This window comes from Lentzea terrae, from assembly GCF_003265345.1.
Lineage (GTDB): Bacteria > Actinomycetota > Actinomycetes > Mycobacteriales > Pseudonocardiaceae > Lentzea > Lentzea terrae.
Genome location: NZ_QFWW01000007.1, coordinates 25,188 through 41,864, shown reverse-complemented (window position 1 = coordinate 41,864; position 16,677 = coordinate 25,188). Strand labels below are relative to the sequence as shown.

General features: G+C 68.9%; 17 protein-coding genes. 8 read left to right on the top strand and 9 right to left on the bottom strand.

Annotated features, from left to right (window positions below; genetic code table 11):
* Positions 1-35 precede the first annotated feature (35 nt).
* From dtd to DI276_RS12105, 3 genes are read right to left on the bottom strand one after another with little or no spacing between them, the layout of a single operon-like run.
* On the bottom strand, positions 36-461 hold the full coding sequence (gene dtd, locus DI276_RS12115) for a D-aminoacyl-tRNA deacylase (RefSeq protein ID WP_112263407.1): 426 nt from the start codon (positions 459-461) through the stop codon (positions 36-38).
* Positions 458-1,939, bottom strand: coding sequence for a DUF7782 domain-containing protein (locus DI276_RS12110; RefSeq protein WP_112263406.1), 1,482 nt, complete (start codon positions 1,937-1,939; stop codon positions 458-460). The genes dtd and DI276_RS12110 overlap by 4 nt, the downstream gene beginning before the upstream one ends.
* A 10-nt stretch (positions 1,940-1,949) precedes the next feature.
* A complete protein-coding gene (locus DI276_RS12105; RefSeq protein WP_112263405.1) occupies positions 1,950-3,437 on the bottom strand; it encodes a PucR family transcriptional regulator in 1,488 nt (495 codons plus the stop codon).
* Between the two features lie 92 nt (positions 3,438-3,529).
* Here DI276_RS12105 and DI276_RS12100 point away from each other — a divergent pair, with 92 nt between their 5' ends.
* The gene (locus DI276_RS12100) at positions 3,530-3,844 is read left to right on the top strand and encodes a DUF3099 domain-containing protein (protein WP_112229303.1); all 315 of its coding nucleotides are present in this window, start codon (positions 3,530-3,532) and stop codon (positions 3,842-3,844) included.
* A gap of 200 nt (positions 3,845-4,044) precedes the next feature.
* On the opposite strand, the gene DI276_RS12095 is transcribed toward DI276_RS12100, so the two are convergent.
* Entirely contained in the window at positions 4,045-4,923 is an 879-nt protein-coding gene (locus DI276_RS12095) for a carbohydrate kinase family protein (RefSeq protein WP_112263404.1), read from the bottom strand.
* The gene (locus DI276_RS12090; protein ID WP_112263403.1) at positions 4,920-5,810 is read right to left on the bottom strand and encodes a pseudouridine-5'-phosphate glycosidase; all 891 of its coding nucleotides are present in this window, start codon (positions 5,808-5,810) and stop codon (positions 4,920-4,922) included. The genes DI276_RS12095 and DI276_RS12090 overlap by 4 nt, the downstream gene beginning before the upstream one ends.
* A gap of 31 nt (positions 5,811-5,841) precedes the next feature.
* On the opposite strand from DI276_RS12090, the gene DI276_RS12085 reads away from it, so the two are divergent.
* A complete protein-coding gene (locus tag DI276_RS12085) occupies positions 5,842-6,090 on the top strand; it encodes a DUF3039 domain-containing protein (protein WP_112263402.1) in 249 nt (82 codons plus the stop codon).
* 24 nt (positions 6,091-6,114) lie between these two features.
* On the opposite strand, the gene DI276_RS12080 is transcribed toward DI276_RS12085, so the two are convergent.
* On the bottom strand, positions 6,115-7,218 hold the full coding sequence (locus DI276_RS12080; RefSeq protein ID WP_112263401.1) for a YihY/virulence factor BrkB family protein: 1,104 nt from the start codon (positions 7,216-7,218) through the stop codon (positions 6,115-6,117).
* A 152-nt stretch (positions 7,219-7,370) separates the two neighbouring features.
* On the opposite strand from DI276_RS12080, the gene DI276_RS12075 reads away from it, so the two are divergent.
* Positions 7,371-9,056: a DEAD/DEAH box helicase gene (locus tag DI276_RS12075; RefSeq protein ID WP_232836649.1), complete on the top strand. Its 1,686-nt coding sequence runs from the start codon at positions 7,371-7,373 to the stop codon at positions 9,054-9,056.
* Positions 9,057-9,182: 126 nt separating this feature from the next.
* Here the strand turns inward: DI276_RS12075 and DI276_RS12070 are convergent, their stop codons facing one another.
* Positions 9,183-10,001, bottom strand: a complete 819-nt coding sequence (locus DI276_RS12070) for a class I SAM-dependent methyltransferase (protein ID WP_112263399.1) — start codon at positions 9,999-10,001, stop codon at positions 9,183-9,185.
* 48 nt (positions 10,002-10,049) lie between these two features.
* Here DI276_RS12070 and DI276_RS12065 point away from each other — a divergent pair, with 48 nt between their 5' ends.
* From DI276_RS12065 to DI276_RS12045, 5 genes are all read left to right on the top strand, one after another.
* Positions 10,050-10,646, top strand: coding sequence for a TetR/AcrR family transcriptional regulator (locus DI276_RS12065; RefSeq protein ID WP_112263398.1), 597 nt, complete (start codon positions 10,050-10,052; stop codon positions 10,644-10,646).
* A gap of 130 nt (positions 10,647-10,776) precedes the next feature.
* Positions 10,777-11,898, top strand: a complete 1,122-nt coding sequence (locus DI276_RS12060; protein WP_112263397.1) for a sugar ABC transporter substrate-binding protein — start codon at positions 10,777-10,779, stop codon at positions 11,896-11,898.
* Positions 11,899-11,970: 72 nt separating this feature from the next.
* Positions 11,971-12,744, top strand: a complete 774-nt coding sequence (locus DI276_RS12055; protein WP_112263396.1) for an ATP-binding cassette domain-containing protein — start codon at positions 11,971-11,973, stop codon at positions 12,742-12,744.
* Positions 12,745-12,764: 20 nt separating this feature from the next.
* The gene (locus tag DI276_RS12050; RefSeq protein WP_112263783.1) at positions 12,765-14,195 is read left to right on the top strand and encodes a sugar ABC transporter permease; all 1,431 of its coding nucleotides are present in this window, start codon (positions 12,765-12,767) and stop codon (positions 14,193-14,195) included.
* Positions 14,196-14,199: 4 nt separating this feature from the next.
* Entirely contained in the window at positions 14,200-15,357 is a 1,158-nt protein-coding gene (locus DI276_RS12045; RefSeq protein ID WP_112263395.1) for an ROK family transcriptional regulator, read from the top strand.
* A gap of 60 nt (positions 15,358-15,417) precedes the next feature.
* Here the strand turns inward: DI276_RS12045 and DI276_RS12040 are convergent, their stop codons facing one another.
* Both DI276_RS12040 and DI276_RS12035 read right to left on the bottom strand, forming a co-directional pair.
* Entirely contained in the window at positions 15,418-15,597 is a 180-nt protein-coding gene (locus DI276_RS12040; protein WP_030464836.1) for a DUF7455 domain-containing protein, read from the bottom strand.
* A 404-nt stretch (positions 15,598-16,001) separates the two neighbouring features.
* Positions 16,002-16,544, bottom strand: coding sequence for a helix-turn-helix domain-containing protein (locus tag DI276_RS12035; RefSeq protein WP_198680594.1), 543 nt, complete (start codon positions 16,542-16,544; stop codon positions 16,002-16,004).
* Between the last annotated feature and the right edge of the window lie 133 nt (positions 16,545-16,677).

The following is a 16,677-nucleotide window of genomic DNA, read 5'->3' as shown; positions in this document are numbered from 1 at the left end:
GCGAGTAATCTGAGGATTGGCTGAGAACCGTTTAGTCAGACCTCGACGAGCACGGTGAACGGACCGTCGTTCACGCTCCGTACCTTCATCTCGGCCCTGAATCGTCCCGTTTCGACCCGCGCGCCCTTTTGGCGGAGTTCCTGCACGACGGCGTTCACCAACGGTTCCGCGTGCTCGGGCCGCGCGGCCGCCGTCCAGGACGGACGGCGGCCTTTGCGCGTGTCTCCGTAGAGCGTGAACTGGCTGACGACCAGCAACGGAGCGCCGGTCGACTCGCACGACTGCTCGTCGTCGAGGATGCGCAGGCCGTACAGCTTCTGCGCCATTTTGCGGGCGTGCTCGGCCGTGTCGTCGTGATGGACGCCGAGCAGCACCAGCAATCCGGGTTCGTCGATCGCGCCGACGATCTTCCCTTCGACTTCCACGCTCGCCTCTGTGACGCGCGCCACAACAGCTTTCACGCGGGAATCAACATTCCGTGCCGGATGAGATCACGCACGATCGGCAACGCGGCTTCTGCATCGATTTCTCCGTAAGCGAACTCGAGCAGTGAGAGCAGGTCCTCCAACGGCAGCGCACCCGTGCAGCCGGCCACGAGCTTCGCGGTGGCCTCGTCGACCTCGTGCTGCCAGCCGGGCCCGTCGGTGCGGTGCAGGCGGGCGACGACCTTGCGCCAGCCGTCCTCGCTCGGCTCGGAGACCTCCTCGAGCAGCACGGTGTCCGCGACCCGGAACCGCCGGCTCAGCAGGTCGGGATTCGCGCGCAGCCACGCGACGTTGTCGAGCCACCGCGCCGCCTCCGGGCCCAGCGGGTCGTCGTAGGCGTGGCGCAGGTCTTCACACACGACCTGGGAGTGCATCTCGTCGGTGCGCCGCAGCGTCACGTATCCGAAGCCCACGCCCTGGACCTGGTTCTCCTCGAACCAGTCCAGCCACGCCGCGGCCTTCTGCCGGCCCTCGGGACTGCGCGGGTCGACGCCTGCGTCCTTCAGCCACGTGCCCACGTACAGCGCGGGCTCGGCGATGTCGCGCTGCACGAACCACGCGTCGACCCCGCCGCGGGGGAGCCAGCTCGTGACGCGCTCCTCCCAGTCCTCGCCCTTGCGGTGCACCCAGGACGCGAGCAGCTGGCCGACGCCGCCCTCGTTGAGGAACGCCGGCAGCTGCCTGATGACCAGCGCCGACGCGTCGTCGCCCGCGAGGCCGGAGTCGCGGTACACGAAATCCACGCGCGGTGGGCCGACGACGAACGGTGGATTGCACACAACCTGGTCGAACCGCCGGTTGCGGACCGGCCCGAACCACTCGCCCTGCAACGTCTCGACATCGAGGCCGTTGATTCGGAACGTCCCCTGCGCGAGCCTCAACGCGCGCTCGGACAGGTCGGTGGCGGTGATGCGCTCGGCGTGCGTGCTGGCGTGCAGTGCCTGGACGCCGCAGCCGGTGCCGAGGTCGAGCAGCGTGCCGACCGGGGTGCGCTTGGTGGCGCGGGCGAGGCTGATGGACGCGTGGCCGACGCCGAGCACGTGGTCCTCGGGGACCGCTCCGCCGCGCAGGTCGGAGTCGAGGTCGGCGATGACCCACCAGTTGTCCTCGTACGGACGGACGTCGAGGCCGGCCCTGAAGTCTTTGGTCAGGATCTCGTTCTTGACGGCGTCGTCGAGGTCGACCCCGTCGAGCGCCTTGCGGACTTCCTGCTCCGGCTCCTGGTCACCCAGCAGGAACAGGCGGATCAACGTGCCGAGCGTCCCGGCGTCCTTGCTGGCGCGGCGGGCGGGCTCCGGCTCGCCGCGGCCGAGTGCGGCGTGGGCCTGCGGGCCGAGGGCGTCGACGACGCCGTCCGCGGTGTAGCCGGCGTTCAGAAAGGCCTCGCGCAGCCGGGCGCAGAGATCACCAGAGAGTTCGGGGTGCACGGGTCGACATGCTTTCACGCCCCACATGTCGGCGCTGTCATTGGCGCGTGATCTGGAGGGCGATGGCCATCGCGAGCCGCTGTTCGGGGTCGTCGAGGGGGAGTGGCGTCACTTCCGCCATCTTCTGCATCCGGTATCGCAACGTGTTCGGGTGCACGTTGAGCTCCCGCGCCGCCGCCCGCACGTCGCCCTGTGCCGCCAGCCACGCTTTCAACGTCGTCGCATACTGCGTCCCGTATTCAGCGTCGTAGCGCAATATATTGGATATCGGCCCACGCGTCGGGAGGCGTCCAGCTTCGGCGACGGCGGCGAGCCGGTGCAGCAGCACTTGAGCCCACGCGTCGTCGTACACAACCGGTGCACCGGTGGAAAGCGCGAGGCATTCGTCGGCTTCCTGCCTCGACGTCGGCAACTGCGTCGCCTCCGCCGGCCCACCGATCCCGGCCAGCACCGTGGCTTCGGCGGGTAGCTCCCGAACGAGCGAACGCACCCACTCGACGGCGTCGTCGGCCGCGGGGATCACGGTGTAGAGGACGTTGCCGAACAGCGCGCTCCGCCCAGGCCGCGACCAGCCGAAGCCCGCCGTCGCCCGTTGGAACGCGAGCACCGCCGCCCCGTGCTCGCCCTCGCCCGCGTGCGCCTGCACCGCGATCACCCGCAGGTCGGCCGACGGCAACCCGAGCCGCGCGACGTCGGCGGACTCCGGATGTTCGAGCAGCCGGATCACCAGATCGGCCTCGGCCTGCCGTTCCAGATCGGTCGACGCCCGCGATCGCAGCAGGTGCAACGCAGCCGTGCGCGCGCCGTCGACCAACGCGGCCGACCTCGCCGCATCGACCGGACCCGTCACCTCGACCCACACGGACCCCAGCAGCTCCCGGCCCGCCCGCACGGCCGCAACGAGCCGATTTCCGAGTTGCGGGGTCAGCTTGGGCACGAAGATCGGCTCGTCGGACGACGCCAGGTGGCTGAACACCCCGAAGTCGTCGAGCGCGCGCCGAGCCTCCTCCGGCACGCGACGGCCGAGGATCGTCTGCACCCGCACCGGGTCGACGTCTTCCTGCCGATACGAATAGGCCAGCACGCGCGACTGCTGGTCCTCGATCGTCACCGGCCCGCCGACCACGCCCGCGATCACGTCGGCCAGGCCGAACAGGTCACCGGTCCGCGTGCCGCCGTTGACCAACGTCTGCGTCACGTTCGCGAGCTGGCTCCACGGCACCGACGGATCCACGAGCAACACGGCCGCACCGGACTTCTTCGCAGCGGCGACGACCCGTTCGTCGAGGGGCGGTTTGCCGTGCAGCACCACCGCCGAGGCGGCTGTCGAGGAAACAAGTCGCACAGCGGCAGCGACCGACGGCGTACCGAGCCCGAGAAGGACGTCCCCCGCGGCCGCCGGTGTGTTTTCCGCCGGATCATGCAGGGCAACCCCACGTAGTTCGGCGTCGCGCCCCCGCGGCGCGCACGCCAGATGCGTGCCCAGGCTGCCGAGCACGTCCACGAGGCGATCAAGGGCGACCACTCGCGGATGTTAACCGCCGACCGGGTGTCCCGACCGTCACTCGGACGTGGGACCATGGGAGCGTAGCCAGAAAGAGTTAAGAGGGTGGTGTCGTGAGCAGTCCCGACCGGAACGACACCCCGGTGTTGATCACCGAGGCGGCCCCGTCCTACGAGGAACAGCACGCCGCCCGCCGCCGCAAGTACGCGATCATGATGAGCCTGCGCTTCCCGTGCCTCATCCTCGCGGCGCTGTTCGCTCAGACCTGGTGGCTCGCGCTCTTCTTCATCGTGCTCTCCGTACCGCTGCCCTGGATGGCCGTGCTGATCGCCAACGACCGCCCGCCGCGCAAGGCCGAGAAGGCCAGCCGCTACGAGGCCGAGCGCCGCGCCATCGCACCCAAGAGCACCACCATCATCGACGGTTAGTTCGCCCGTTCCCGCACGAACCATCCGCCGTCGAACGCCACCCGTCCCTTAGCAATGAGTCTTTTGCGGACGAAGTCCAAAGAGTCGTTGCCAAGGCCAACGCGCCTGTCGACCTTTGCAACGAGTCTTTTGACTTCGTCCGCAAACGTTTTTGCATGCGCCGGGGTGGGACAGCGCAACTGATATATCGGTGACGGGGGCTAGCGCGGAGGTTGGGCGCCCACGAGGCTGACGGCGCGGGAGCCCGCGCGGACGCCGCCGAGGAGGGCGTCGCGCTTCGAGGCGCCGGACAGCCAGGCCGCCAGGAAGCCGGCGTCGAAGGCGTCGCCCGCACCGGTTGAGTCGACGCACTCAGTGGCTTCAGCGGGGACTGAGATCAGCTCGTCGGCGTCGACCCACGACGCGCCGTCCGGGCCCGTGGTCACGACCACCGCGCCGACGTGCGGCAGGAGGCTCTTGGCCGAGGCGGGCTCGGCTGAGCCGGTGAGCGCCAGGAGCTCGTCGGCGTTCGGCATGAGGATGTCGACGCCGCGGACGTCCTCCAGGAACGCCTCGGCGGAGTGGATCAGCACCGCCGCCTGCGGGTCGACCGACGTCGTCCAACCGGCGGCACGGGCGGCGGCCAAAGCCGCCAGGCCGGCGGGGCGCGAGGTGGCGTCGAGCAGGACGTAGCCGGACAGGTGCAGGTGGCCGTTCGGGGCGGCGAGCAGGCCGGGGTCCAGGTCGGCGGGGGAGAAGCGGGCGTTGGCGCCGCGGTCGGGGAGCATCGAGCGCTGGCCGTCGTCGTCGACCAGCACGACCACGCAGCAGGTGGCGAGGTCCGGGTCGACGGCGAAGGCGCACTGGACGCCGGCGGAGGTGAGCTCGGCGTGGACCTGGCGGCCCGCCGAGTCGGCGCCGACGCGCGCGACCAGCACGGGGGAGGCGCCGCACGCGGCCAGCCACACGGCCGTGTTGGCGCCCGCGCCGCCGGGTTCGATGGTCACCTTGGCGCGGACGTCACCGCCGTGGGCGATGGGGCCGGAGTGGCGGGCGACCACGTCCAGGCCGGCATCGCCCACCACGACTACCGGCCTCACTGGAACAGCTCTACAGCGACGGCTGCGGCGACGGAGACGTTGTTGACGACGAGCGCCTCGTTGGCGTCGAGGCTCACGCCCTTGCTCGCGGTGTGGAAGTGCTCCAGCAGCACGGGCGAGACGTCCTTGCCGCGCACGTCCTGGTCGACCAGCTTCTGCAGGCCCTCGGCGAGGAGGCGGTCGTGCAGCTCCGCGTCCATCTCGAAGTCGGCGGGGATCGGGTTCACCAGGAGCATGCCGCGGCCGCCCGCGGCGAACACTGCGGCGGCCTCGGCGGGGTTCTCGACGCGCCACGGCACCTCGAACTCCGACTCGCGGCGGTAGAAGGCGGGGAAGCGGGAGGTCTGGTACCCGATGACCGGCACCGAGCGGGTCTCCAGGACCTCCAGGGTCGCGCCCATGTCCAGGATCGACTTCACGCCGGAGCTGACGATCATGACCGGCGTCGTCGCCACCACGTCGAGGTCGGCCGACACGTCCCACGTCTCGCGCGCGCCGCGGTGCACGCCGCCGAGGCCGCCGGTGCCGAAGACGCGGATTCCGGCCTGGTGCGCCAGGGCCGTGGTCGAGGCCACGGTCGTCGCGCCGGTGCGGCCGAGCGCGTAGGCGGCGCCGAGGTCGCGCAACGACAGCTTGAGCAGGTCACCGGCGGTGCAGACGCGGTCGAGCTCGGACGAGGTCAGGCCGATGTGCGGTACACCGTCGAGCACGGCGATCGTCGCGGGGACGGCTCCGGCTTCCCGGACGACCTTTTCCAGGCGTGCGCCGACGGCGAGATTGCGCGGTGCGGGCAGCCCGTGGGACAGGATGGTGCTCTCGAGAGCGACGACGGGCCGGTTCTCGGCCAGTGCGGTGGCAACTTCCTCGGCGATGTGCAGCGTGGTCACGAGGGGACATCATCCCAGGTACCCTGGGCGCGTGAGCACCCAGACTCTCCCCGAGGTCGACGTACGGCCGGAAGGCACCGACCACACCGGGGACGACGCCCCGAAGATGTTCCACTACGTGCGCAAGGCGAAGATCGCCGAGAGCGCCGTGATGGGAACGCACGTGGTCGCGCTGTGCGGCGAGGTCTTCCCGGTGACGAAGTCGCCGAAGCCTGGTTCGCCGGTGTGCCCGGAGTGCAAGAAGATCTACGACAACCTGCCGGACAGCGGCGGCGAGTAACCACGACGCCGGGGGTGGCTCCGGCTACCCCCGCTGTTTCTCCTCTTCCGAGTGCTGGCGCTGCTGCTGGATCTGGAGCGGTGCGGTCAGCTGCGTGTCGGCGGGCGACGGGGCCGAATACTCGGTGCTGTTGGCCTCCTGTTCGGGCTGCGCGTTCTCCTCGCGGATGCGGGACGCCGCGCGCTCCATCTCCAGTCGGCGCCACCGGCGGCGCTGGCGGCGGGTCATGCGGGCTGGCCACATTTCCTGGATGGCGCTGTTGAAGTACGCGCCGATGGTGATCGCGAGGCCGATGACGAACACGAAGAGCAGGAACGCGATCGGGGTCGCGAGCGCGCCGTACGTGTAGCCGGTGGTGGTGATCCACTGGATGTACAGGCGCAGGCCGATGGACGACAGGACGAACACGGCCATCGCGAGGATCGCTCCCGGCAGCACGCGGTGGTACGGCAGTCTCCGCGGCAGCGCGACCTTGTAGAGCATCGACAGCGACAGCACTAGCAGCAGCGCGATACCGGGGTAGTAGAACCGGCCGACCCACGTCTCGATGAACGGCCGCCACGATGTCGGGAACAACTGCGGCAGGATGTCCGGGCCGAGCGCCAGCACCGGCAGTCCGATCACCAGCGCCACCAGCGACACCAGGTAGAGCAGCAAGGCGAAGATCCGCTGCCACAACTCGTTGCGGACGCCGTACTGGCCGTGCGCGACCGTGATCGCGTCGACGAACGACGACATGGCCGATGAACCCGCCCACAGAGAGATCAGGAAGCCGACGGAGACGATCTCGCCCTTGCCGGTGGTGAGGATCTCCGCGACCGTGGGCTCGATCACGTCGTTGACCACGTCCGCGCTGAAGATCGTCCGGGTGAACCCGATGATCTTCTCCTGGACGGCCTTCACCACCTCGTCGCCGAACCAGTCGCCGAGATAGCCCATCGCGCCCAGCACACCGAGCAGAAGTGGCGGGAACGACAGCGTCTGCCAGAACGCCGCCTCGGCGGCTTCTGAGAAGATGTTGCCTTCCCACGCTTTCGACAGCGTGCGCGCGAGTAGCCGCAGCGGCCCCTTTCGGCCGGACCTGCTCGCGTCGTTGTCGGTAGGCGCACCCATCGCAGTGACAAGCATGGTGCATACCGCCACGTTTCGCGGCATCGGCGCCCGGAACAGGTAGAGTCGCAGTGCCCTCGGCGCCGGCCTGCCTGAGGGCTGTTGTGTGTCAAAGCCATGTCTGACCTGCACAAATGAGGAGAAACACGTCTGTGACAGCGACAGCAGCAATGCGACCGCTGCGGGCATGGCAGCGCCGCGCGCTGACCAAGTACCTGGCCGCCAAGCCGCAGGACTTCCTCGCCGTCGCGACTCCGGGCGCGGGTAAGACGACCTTCGGACTGCGCGTCGCCGCCGAGCTGCTGGCCGACCGGACGATCGAGGCCGTCACGATCGTCACGCCCACCGAGCACCTCAAGCACCAGTGGGCGAAGGCCGCCGCCGAGCAGGGCATCCACATCGACTCGAACTTCCGCAACACCAACGCGATGACCTCCCGCGACTACCACGGTGTGGCCGTGACGTACGCACAGGTCGCGGCACATCCGACGCTGCACCGCGTGCGCACGGAGAACCGCAAGACGCTGGTGCTGCTCGACGAGGTGCACCACGGCGGCGACGCCAAGTCGTGGGGTGACGCGATCCGTGAGGCGTTCACGCCCGCCACCCGCCGTCTCTGCCTCACCGGTACGCCGTTCCGCTCGGACGACTCGCCGATCCCGTTCGTCCAGTACGAGGAGAGCAACGGCGGCTTCAAGACGTCAAAGGCCGACCACACCTACGGCTACGCCGACGCGCTGCGCGACGGCGTCGTCCGGCCCGTGCTGTTCCTGGCCTACTCCGGTGAGGCGTCGTGGCGGACCAGCGCGGGCGAGGAGTACACCGCACGCCTGGGCGAACCGCTGACCCAGGAGCAGACCGCGCGGGCGTGGCGCACGGCGCTGGACCCGGCCGGCGACTGGATGGCGTCCGTGCTGCGCGCCGCCGACCAGAGGCTCACCCAGAAGCGGGAGAACGGCCTGCCGGACGCGGGTGGCCTGGTGATCGCCACCGACCAGACCGTGGCGAAGGCCTACGCACAGGTGCTGCAGCGCGTCACGGGCCAGATCCCCACGCTCGTGCTCTCCGACGACCCGAAGGCGTCCGGCAAGATCGCGGAGTTCTCCGCGACGAACGAACGCTGGATGATCGCCGTCCGCATGGTGTCCGAAGGCGTCGACGTGCCGCGGCTCGCGGTCGGCGTGTACGCCACGTCGTCGTCGACCCCGTTGTTCTTCGCCCAGGCCGTCGGCCGCTTCGTGCGCAACCGGAAGCCCGGCGAGACCGCCACGGTGTTCCTGCCCTCGGTGCCGGTGCTGCTGCAGCTCGCGTCCGAGCTGGAGGCGGAGCGCGACCACGTCCTCGGCAAGCCGCACCGCGAGAAGGACGGCTGGGACGACGAGCTGATGGCCGCGGCGAACCAGGCCAAGGACGAACCGGGCGAGGACGAACGCGCCTTCACCGCCCTGGGCACCACGGCCGAGCTCGACCAGGTGATCTTCGACGGCTCGTCGTTCGGTGCCCCGACCGTCGCGGGCTCTGAGGAGGAGCAGGAGTACCTCGGCCTGCCGGGACTGCTGGAGCCCGACCAGGTGCGCACCCTGCTCCTGCAGCGCCAGGAGGAGCAGATGGCCTCCGCGGCCAAGCGCCCCAAGCCCGAGGTGGCGGTGCGAGAGGCTCGTCCGGTCGGCGTGCAGGAGCGCCTCACGTCGTTGCGCAAGGAGCTCAACACCCTCGTCGCGATGCATCACCACCGCACCAAGAAGCCCCACGGCAAGATCCACAACCAGCTGCGCGAGTACTGCGGCGGGCCGCCGACCGCGATGGCCACCATCGAGCAGCTCGAGGAACGCATCGCCACGCTGCGCTCTTGGTAGCACGCGCTCTCAGCCAGAAACCCCAGGTAGAGCGCGTGCGCACCTTTGCAATGAGTCTTTTGACTTCGTCCGCAAACGTTTTTTGCATGCGGGCTGGGCCGCAGCTGATGTGCGATATGCGATATATCAGTTGCGGGTGACGGCGACGGCGAGCGTTTCGTAGTTCGAGGTGAACCGGCCGCCGAGCGCGTCGATCGCCGCGCCGACGCCGTCGAGGAGCTCGGTGGTCTGGGCGGGGGTGAGCAGGGCCAGCGGGCTCATCGTGAGGATCAGGTCGAGGTATTCGGCGGTCGTGTAGTCCTGGGTCCAGCTGGCGCTCCACTGGTTCGGTGAGGCGAACTCGCCGGTGCCGACGAACGCGTCGGCGGTGCGTTCGCAGCCCGCCCGGTAGAAGGCCAGCGACTCCTCACGGGTGTGACCGATGCGGAACGTCGTGTCTGGCGCCACCTTCTCGTAGAGGTCGGCGAGGGCCTGCGCGACCGAGTCCGGCGTCGAGAACACGTGCCACAGCGCGACGAACACCCCGCCGGGTCGCAGCACCCGCGCGGCCTGGCGGAGGCCCTGCTCGGGATCGACCCAGTGCCACGACTGGCCCGCGACGACGGCGTCGAACTCGCGGCCGGCCGGGTCCCAGGTCTCGAACTTCGACACCTCCACCGGCACGCCCGTCTCGCGGGCGAACCCGGCCATGAGCTCGTCGTGCTCGATGCCGAGGACGTCCAGCCCGGCGGCGATCAGCTGGCGGGACAGCGTGCCGGTGCCGCAGCCGACCTCGGCCACGCGCGGTCCCGGGGCGGCGGTGACGATGCGTTGGACCAGTGAGTCCGGGTAGGGCGGGCGGGTGCGGTCGTAGCGGGCGGCTTCCGGGCCGAACGAGCGGGCGAGCCGCTCACCGAGCTCCTTGTCGAACTTTTCCGGCTCTGGCTGCTGACCTAAAGTGGGCATGCGCCCACCCTAGTGGGCAAGTGCCCACTTCAGCTAGGAGCAGCCAGCGTGCCCACCGGTGTGCACCTGCGTGACGTGCGAGAACAGCTGTTCGACGCGGCGGAACGCCTCCTCGTCGAGGGCGGCCCGAGTGCCCTCACCAGCCGCGCGGTGACGACCGAGGCCGGTGTCGCCAAGGGTGTGTTGCACCGGCACTTCGACGACTTCGACGCGTTCCTCGCCGAGTTCGTCCTCGATCGCGTGGACAAGATGGACGCGCGGGCGAAGGCGCTGCTGGAGGCGGCGGGCACCGGCGACGTCGTCGACAACCTCGCGGAGGCGATCACCGCGGTCTTCGGCTCGGTCGCGGTCGCGATCGTCGCCCTCGTGACCTTCCGCGACGACCTGCGCAGGCGCCTCAGGGAGGCCTGGCCGGCTGGAGTTCCGGTGCTGACCGAGGCCGCGATCATGATCAAGAACTACCTGGAACGCGAACGTGACCTGGGCCGGGTCGGTGATCTCGACGCGGACGGCGTCGCGCCGATGCTCATCGGCACCGGGCATCTGCTCTTCGCGGACCGGGACACACCACCGCAGAACGACGCAGTGCGCCGAATGGTCGCAAGTGTTGTAGCGCCGTGGTTACGCTCTCACAACTCTCGGTAACCAAATGACGGCAAGGTTGCCGCATCGTTACTACTTAATCGATCCAGTGTGGTTCCGGTCACGCATATGTCGGGCATACGTTGTGCGCCACAACATTCTCTGTGACACAGCGCAGTGAAAGGGATGGCGGATGCGCAGCAAGAGCCTCGCTTCCATCGCCGTTACCGCGGGCCTCGCCCTGGCGGTCTCGGCATGTGGTGCCAACACGTCCTCCGGTGGAGGAAGCACGAACACGAACTCTGGCAACAGCGGGGGCGCAAAGGTCGGCGTGATCCTTCCTGAGACCGCCTCCTCCGCTCGCTGGGAGGGCTTCGACAAGCCGCTGCTCAAGGCGGCTCTGGAGAAGGAAGGCCTCAGCCCTGACATCCAGAACGCGCAGGGCGACGTCCAGAAGTTCAGCACCCTGGCCGACGGCATGATCAACGCCGGCGTCAAGGTCCTGATCATCGCGACGCCCAACAGCGAGGTCGGTGCCTCCGTCGCCAAGAAGGCGCAGGCACAGGGCATCCAGGTCATCGACTACGACCGCCTGAACACCGGTGGCTCCTCGTCCTACTACGTGTCGTTCGACAACGTGAAGGTCGGCGAGCTGCAGGGCCAGGGCTTCGCGGACGCGATGAAGGAGAAGCCGCAGGGCGCGAACGTCATCGAGATCGAGGGCGCGCCGACGGACAACAACGCCACCCTGTTCGCGCAGGGCCAGCGCAACATCCTCAAGCCGCTGTACGACTCCGGCAAGCTCAAGCTGGTGCAGTCCCAGCCGATCGACAACTGGGACAACCAGAAGGGCGGCCAGGTCTTCGAGCAGATCCTGACCTCCAACGGCGGCAAGGTCGACGGCGTCGTCGCCGCGAACGACGGTCTCGCCGGCGCTGTGATCACGGTGCTGAAGAAGGTCGGCCTCAACGGCAAGGTGCCCGTCACCGGTCAGGACGCCACCCCGGACGGCCTGCAGGCCGTGCTCCGCGGTGACCAGTACATGACCGTCTTCAAGCCGATCAAGGACGAGGCCGAGGCCGCCGCCAAGCTGGCCGCCGCCCTGGCCAAGGGTGACACCGCTGGTGCCGACGCCCTCGCGACCGGCAAGACCAAGGACGACAAGGGCAACCGCGACGTCAAGTCCGTCCTGCTGACCGCGCAGCTGATCACCAAGGACAAGGTCAAGTCCGTTGTGGACGCTGGCTTCGTCAAGGCCGCGGACATCTGCGTGGCCGACACCAAGGCCGTCTGCGACCAGCTCGGCATCAAGTAGGACCGCTTGCGTCAAGGCGGGGTGCGGAGTGCGCACCCCGCCTCGGCGCGTGGTAACCACGGAGGAACCCCAGTGAGCGAGCCGATTCTCGAGCTGCGCGGCATCAACAAGAGCTTCGGCCCCGTGCACGTCCTGCACGACATCGACCTCACCGTCAACCCGGGCGAGGTCACCGCGCTCGTCGGAGACAACGGCGCGGGCAAGTCGACGTTGGTCAAGTGCATCGCGGGCATTCACCCGACCGACTCGGGAGAGGTCCTGTTCGAGGGCCAGCCAACGCACATCAAGGGCCCGCGCGACGCCGCGGAGCTCGGGATCGAGGTCGTGTACCAGGACCTCGCGCTGGCCGACAACCTCGACATCGTCCAGAACATGTTCCTCGGCCGTGAGCGCACCAAGGCCGGTCTGCTCGACGAGACGGACATGGAGCAGGCCGCGCGCAAGACGCTGGCCTCGTTGTCGGTGCGCACGGTCAAGTCGGTGCGCACGCAGGTCTCGTCGCTGTCCGGTGGTCAGCGCCAGACGGTCGCGATCGCCAAGGCCGTGCTGTGGAACAGCAAGGTCGTGCTGCTCGACGAGCCGACCGCGGCACTCGGCGTCGCGCAGACGCGGCAGGTGCTCGACCTGGTCCGCCGGCTCGCCGAGCAGGGCCTGGGGGTCGTCCTGATCAGCCACAACATGAACGACGTCTTCGAGGTCGCCGACAAGATCGCGTGCCTCTACCTCGGACGCATGGCCGCGGTCGTGGGGTCCAAGGACGTCACGCACGGCCAGGTGGTCGAGCTGATCACCGCCGGTCGTTCCGGTGACCTGGGCATCGCCCGCCCCGAGGCGGCGACGATCTGATGAGTTCCGAAGAGGCGAGCATGACCAACACCACCGAGACGCCCGACCAGGAGAGCCCGCAGCAGGGCGCCATCTCCGACTTCGGCATCGACACGACCTCCATGTCCACCGGTGAGGCGGTGCGCGACTACTGGGCCAGGGTCCGCGGCGGCGAGCTCGGCTCGCTGCCCGCGTTGCTCGGGCTCGTCGTGCTGCTCATCGTGTTCAGCTCGTTGTCCGACACGTTCTTCACCCTCGGCAACCTCGCCAACCTGCTCCAGCAGGGCGCCAGCATCACGATCATCGCGATGGGCCTGGTGTTCGTGCTGCTGCTCGGCGAGATCGACCTGTCCGCCGGTACCGCGTCCGGTGTCACGGCGTCGGTGATGGCACTGCACCTGATCCACAACGGCAACCTGCTCGGCGGCATGGGCGACACGGTGTTCTACGTGTTCTGCAGCCTGCTGGTGCTTGCGATCGTGCTCTCGGCGCTGATGAAGGTCTGGGCGGGCACTGCGCTCTCGGCCATCGCGCTGGTCATCGCCGCGGTCGGCATCCCGGCGAACGCCTGGCTGGAGATGCTGCTCGCGGTCTGCGTCGGCGCGGCCATCGGTTGCATCACCGGCTTCCTGGTCGCGAGGGTCGGCATCCCGTCGTTCGTCGTGACCCTCGCGCTGTTCCTCGTCTGGGGCGGCGTGGTGCTGCAGTTCATCGGTCAGGGCGGCACGCTGGGCCTGCGTGACGACACGATCTTCAACGTCGCCAACGGCAACCTGAACTTCGTGGGCTCGTGGGCGCTGTTCGTCATCGCTATCGGCGGCTACGCGGCCGTCGTGCTCATGCGGCACTTCTCCCGCCTGCGCAAGGGACTCGTGGCCCAGCCCACCTCGCTGGTGCTGGCCAAGATCGGTGCCCTCGCGCTGCTGGCAGCGGTGATCACCTACGCGCTCTCGCTCAACCGTGCGCCAAGCAACCTCGTGGTGATCCAGGGTGTGCCGTACGTGGTGCCGATCGTGCTGGTGCTGCTGGTGATCGGCACGTTCGTGCTCGACCGCACCAGCTACGGCCGCCACATCTACGCCGTCGGCGGAAACAAGGAAGCCGCACGCCGCGCCGGTATCAACGTCGAGCGGATCCGGATGAGCGTCTTCGTGATCGCGTCGTCCGCGGCCGCGATCGGCGCGATCGTGTACTCGTCCAAGGTCGGCTCGGTCGACCCGAACGCAGGTGGCGGCAACACGCTTCTGCTGTCGGTCGGTGCGGCCGTCATCGGTGGCACGTCGCTGTTCGGCGGCAAGGGCCGGCTGCGTGACGCCGTCATCGGTGGTGCGGTGCTGGCGATCATCTCCAACGGCATGGGCCTGCTCAATCAGCCCGCCGCGGTCGTGTTCATCGTGACCGGTCTCGTCCTGCTGCTCGCCGCGAGCGTCGACGCGTTGTCCCGCCGCCGGGCGGCCAACGCGGCTCGATGACGAGGTGACAGGACCGACGTCCGGCACCCGTCCCGACGAGATCCGCAGGCACAACAGGACGGCGCTGCTGCGTCGCTTGCACGTCGACGGACCGTCCACCAGGGCATCGCTCGCGGTTGAGCTCGGGCTCAACCGCAGCACGATCAAGGCTCTGGTGGACGGCCTCGCCGAAGCCGGTGTGGTCGCTGAACGCGTGCCCGCTCTGCGCAGCGGAGCGGGCCGCCCGTCGTTGCTCGTCCTGCCCCAGCCGCACGCCGCGGTCGTCGTCGCGATCGACGTGCGGGTGGAGCAGGTGGCGATGGCGTTCGTCGGCCTCGGCGGGGAGATCATCGGGCGGGACAGCTGGAACCTGCATCACCGGACGCGTGATCCGGGAGAGGTCATCACGCACATCGTCGAGTCGGCGCGCCTCATGGCCGACGACCTCGGCGTCACCGCGGTCGGGGTCGGCGTGTCGGTGCCGGGTGTCGTGCGGCGCTCGGACGGCCAGGTGCACGAGGCACCGAACCTGCACTGGTCCGGCGTCGCGCTCGGCAAGCGCCTGGAGGCGGTGCTGAAGCTGCCGGTCCAGGTCGGCAACGACGCGGAGCTCGGCGCGCTCGCCGAACACGTGCGCGGCGCCGCCCAGTCGTCCTCCGACATGGTCTACATCTCCGCGGACGTCGGCGTCGGCGGCGGCGTGATCCTGTCCGGGCAACCGCTGCGCGGCTCTGGCGGTTATGTCGGCGAGCTGGGCCACATGGTCGTGCGTCCTGATGGCCGTCGTTGCTACTGCGGCTGTGACGGGTGCTGGGAGACCGAGGTCGGCGAACCGGCGCTGTGCCGGGCGCTGGGGCTGCCGGAGGACGCTCCGCGCGGTGCCGTCGTGGCGGCGCTGCGGGCGTTGGACGACCCGTCGGTGCTCGACGACTTCGCGGACTGGCTCGCGCTGGGGCTCGTGAACATCGTCAACGTCCTCGGCCCCGAGCTGGTCGTGCTGGGCGATCTCTACACCGCGCTGCCGGCGACGGTCGTGGACGCGGTGAGTTCTGTTGTGCAGCAACGCAGTCTCGTGTCGCGCGCGGTCGGCGGCACGCAGATCCTGACGTCGACGCTGGGCAGGGACGCGAAGCTGATCGGCGCTGCCGAGCTCGCGTTCGAACCTGTCCTGGACGCCCTGTAAAGCGAAGGGGGCGGAGATCCCAGAAGGATCTCCGCCCCGAGCGGCTAGGTGGGGTGGAAGTCAGCCCTGCTGAATCTCAGCAGCGAGCTCGCGCAGTTTCTCGCTGTGTGCGCGGGAGTGGTGCCCGCAGAACAGCAGCTCGCCCCCGGACGGGAGAACAGCGCGAACCTGGGCAGCAGCCCCGCAGCGGTCGCAGCGGTCGGCAGCGGTCAACTCGGGGCGGGTGAGTGCTGCAGTCATGATGGATCTCCCTCCGTCCCAGCACCGCAACGAAGTGTTCCGGTGCCCTCTTACCAAGCTGCGACCACGGCGCCCCTGGCTGGTGCGCGGTGCTCGCTGGCTCCACTCTGACAGACGTTCTGGCGATAGTCAGTGTTCCCGTGTGCGTGGCGACTCGCGTCACTATGCGATTTACCCGTCTGCAGCAGGTTCACACTTGCGTTTGCCACCGGTTCACCGTCTTGACAGGCACGGAGTGCAACCGGAAACCCGCTGGTGGAGCAGCGAATTGCGGCTGTTCGGTCTGTTGCGTGCGACCGGGAGTGTGATATCGGTTGCCTTTGTCCGCCCGCAGCGAACAGGTCACGAACGTCCCACGATTCGGACTCTCAACCGTGATCAAACTCCCGGCCGGCTGGTTCCGCTCAGCTCGCGAGGGCTGCGCTGATCGCCCGTGCGGCGTGCCCCACGGCCTCCCGCAGAGCCGTGGCGCTGCGGCCGTTGTCGAGTACCGCCGAGACGGTGCCGATCACACTGCTGGACGGCGTGCGCACCGGAGCGCTGACGAACTCCATGCCCGCCGGAACCGTGGCACCCGGACGCAGCCGTGCCACGTCCTCCGCGCGCACGATGCTCGCCGCGGCGACGAGCACCCGGTCGCGCCGGGGCACCGCGAGGATCGTCGACGTCCTGATCGTCGCGGACAACGCGCGCAGCGGCTGCCGTGCCACCCGCAGGATGCCGGGGGCAGGCTCCCACGACTGCCCGAGCCGGAACATCTGCGCGCCGATGCGGTAGCGGCCGCGCACGTTCTCGACCGCACCGAGCACCTCCATCTGGTCCAGGAGGCGGTGCACCGTCGTCTTCGGCATCTCGCAGCGGTCGGCGAGTTGCGTGAGCCCCAGCTCACCCTCGTCCATCAGCTTGTCCAGCAGCGAGAAAGCCCCTTCGAGTACTGACCTGCCCATGTTTCCTGCCCCCTCGTTCCGATCTCCGGAACTGTCCCTGTGCACCCCTCCGGCACAGCCACACACTGATGCTGTCGCGGATGCATAGGAGGCACATGAGTACATGGGTACTCATCTTTTGCATGCGTCTGAT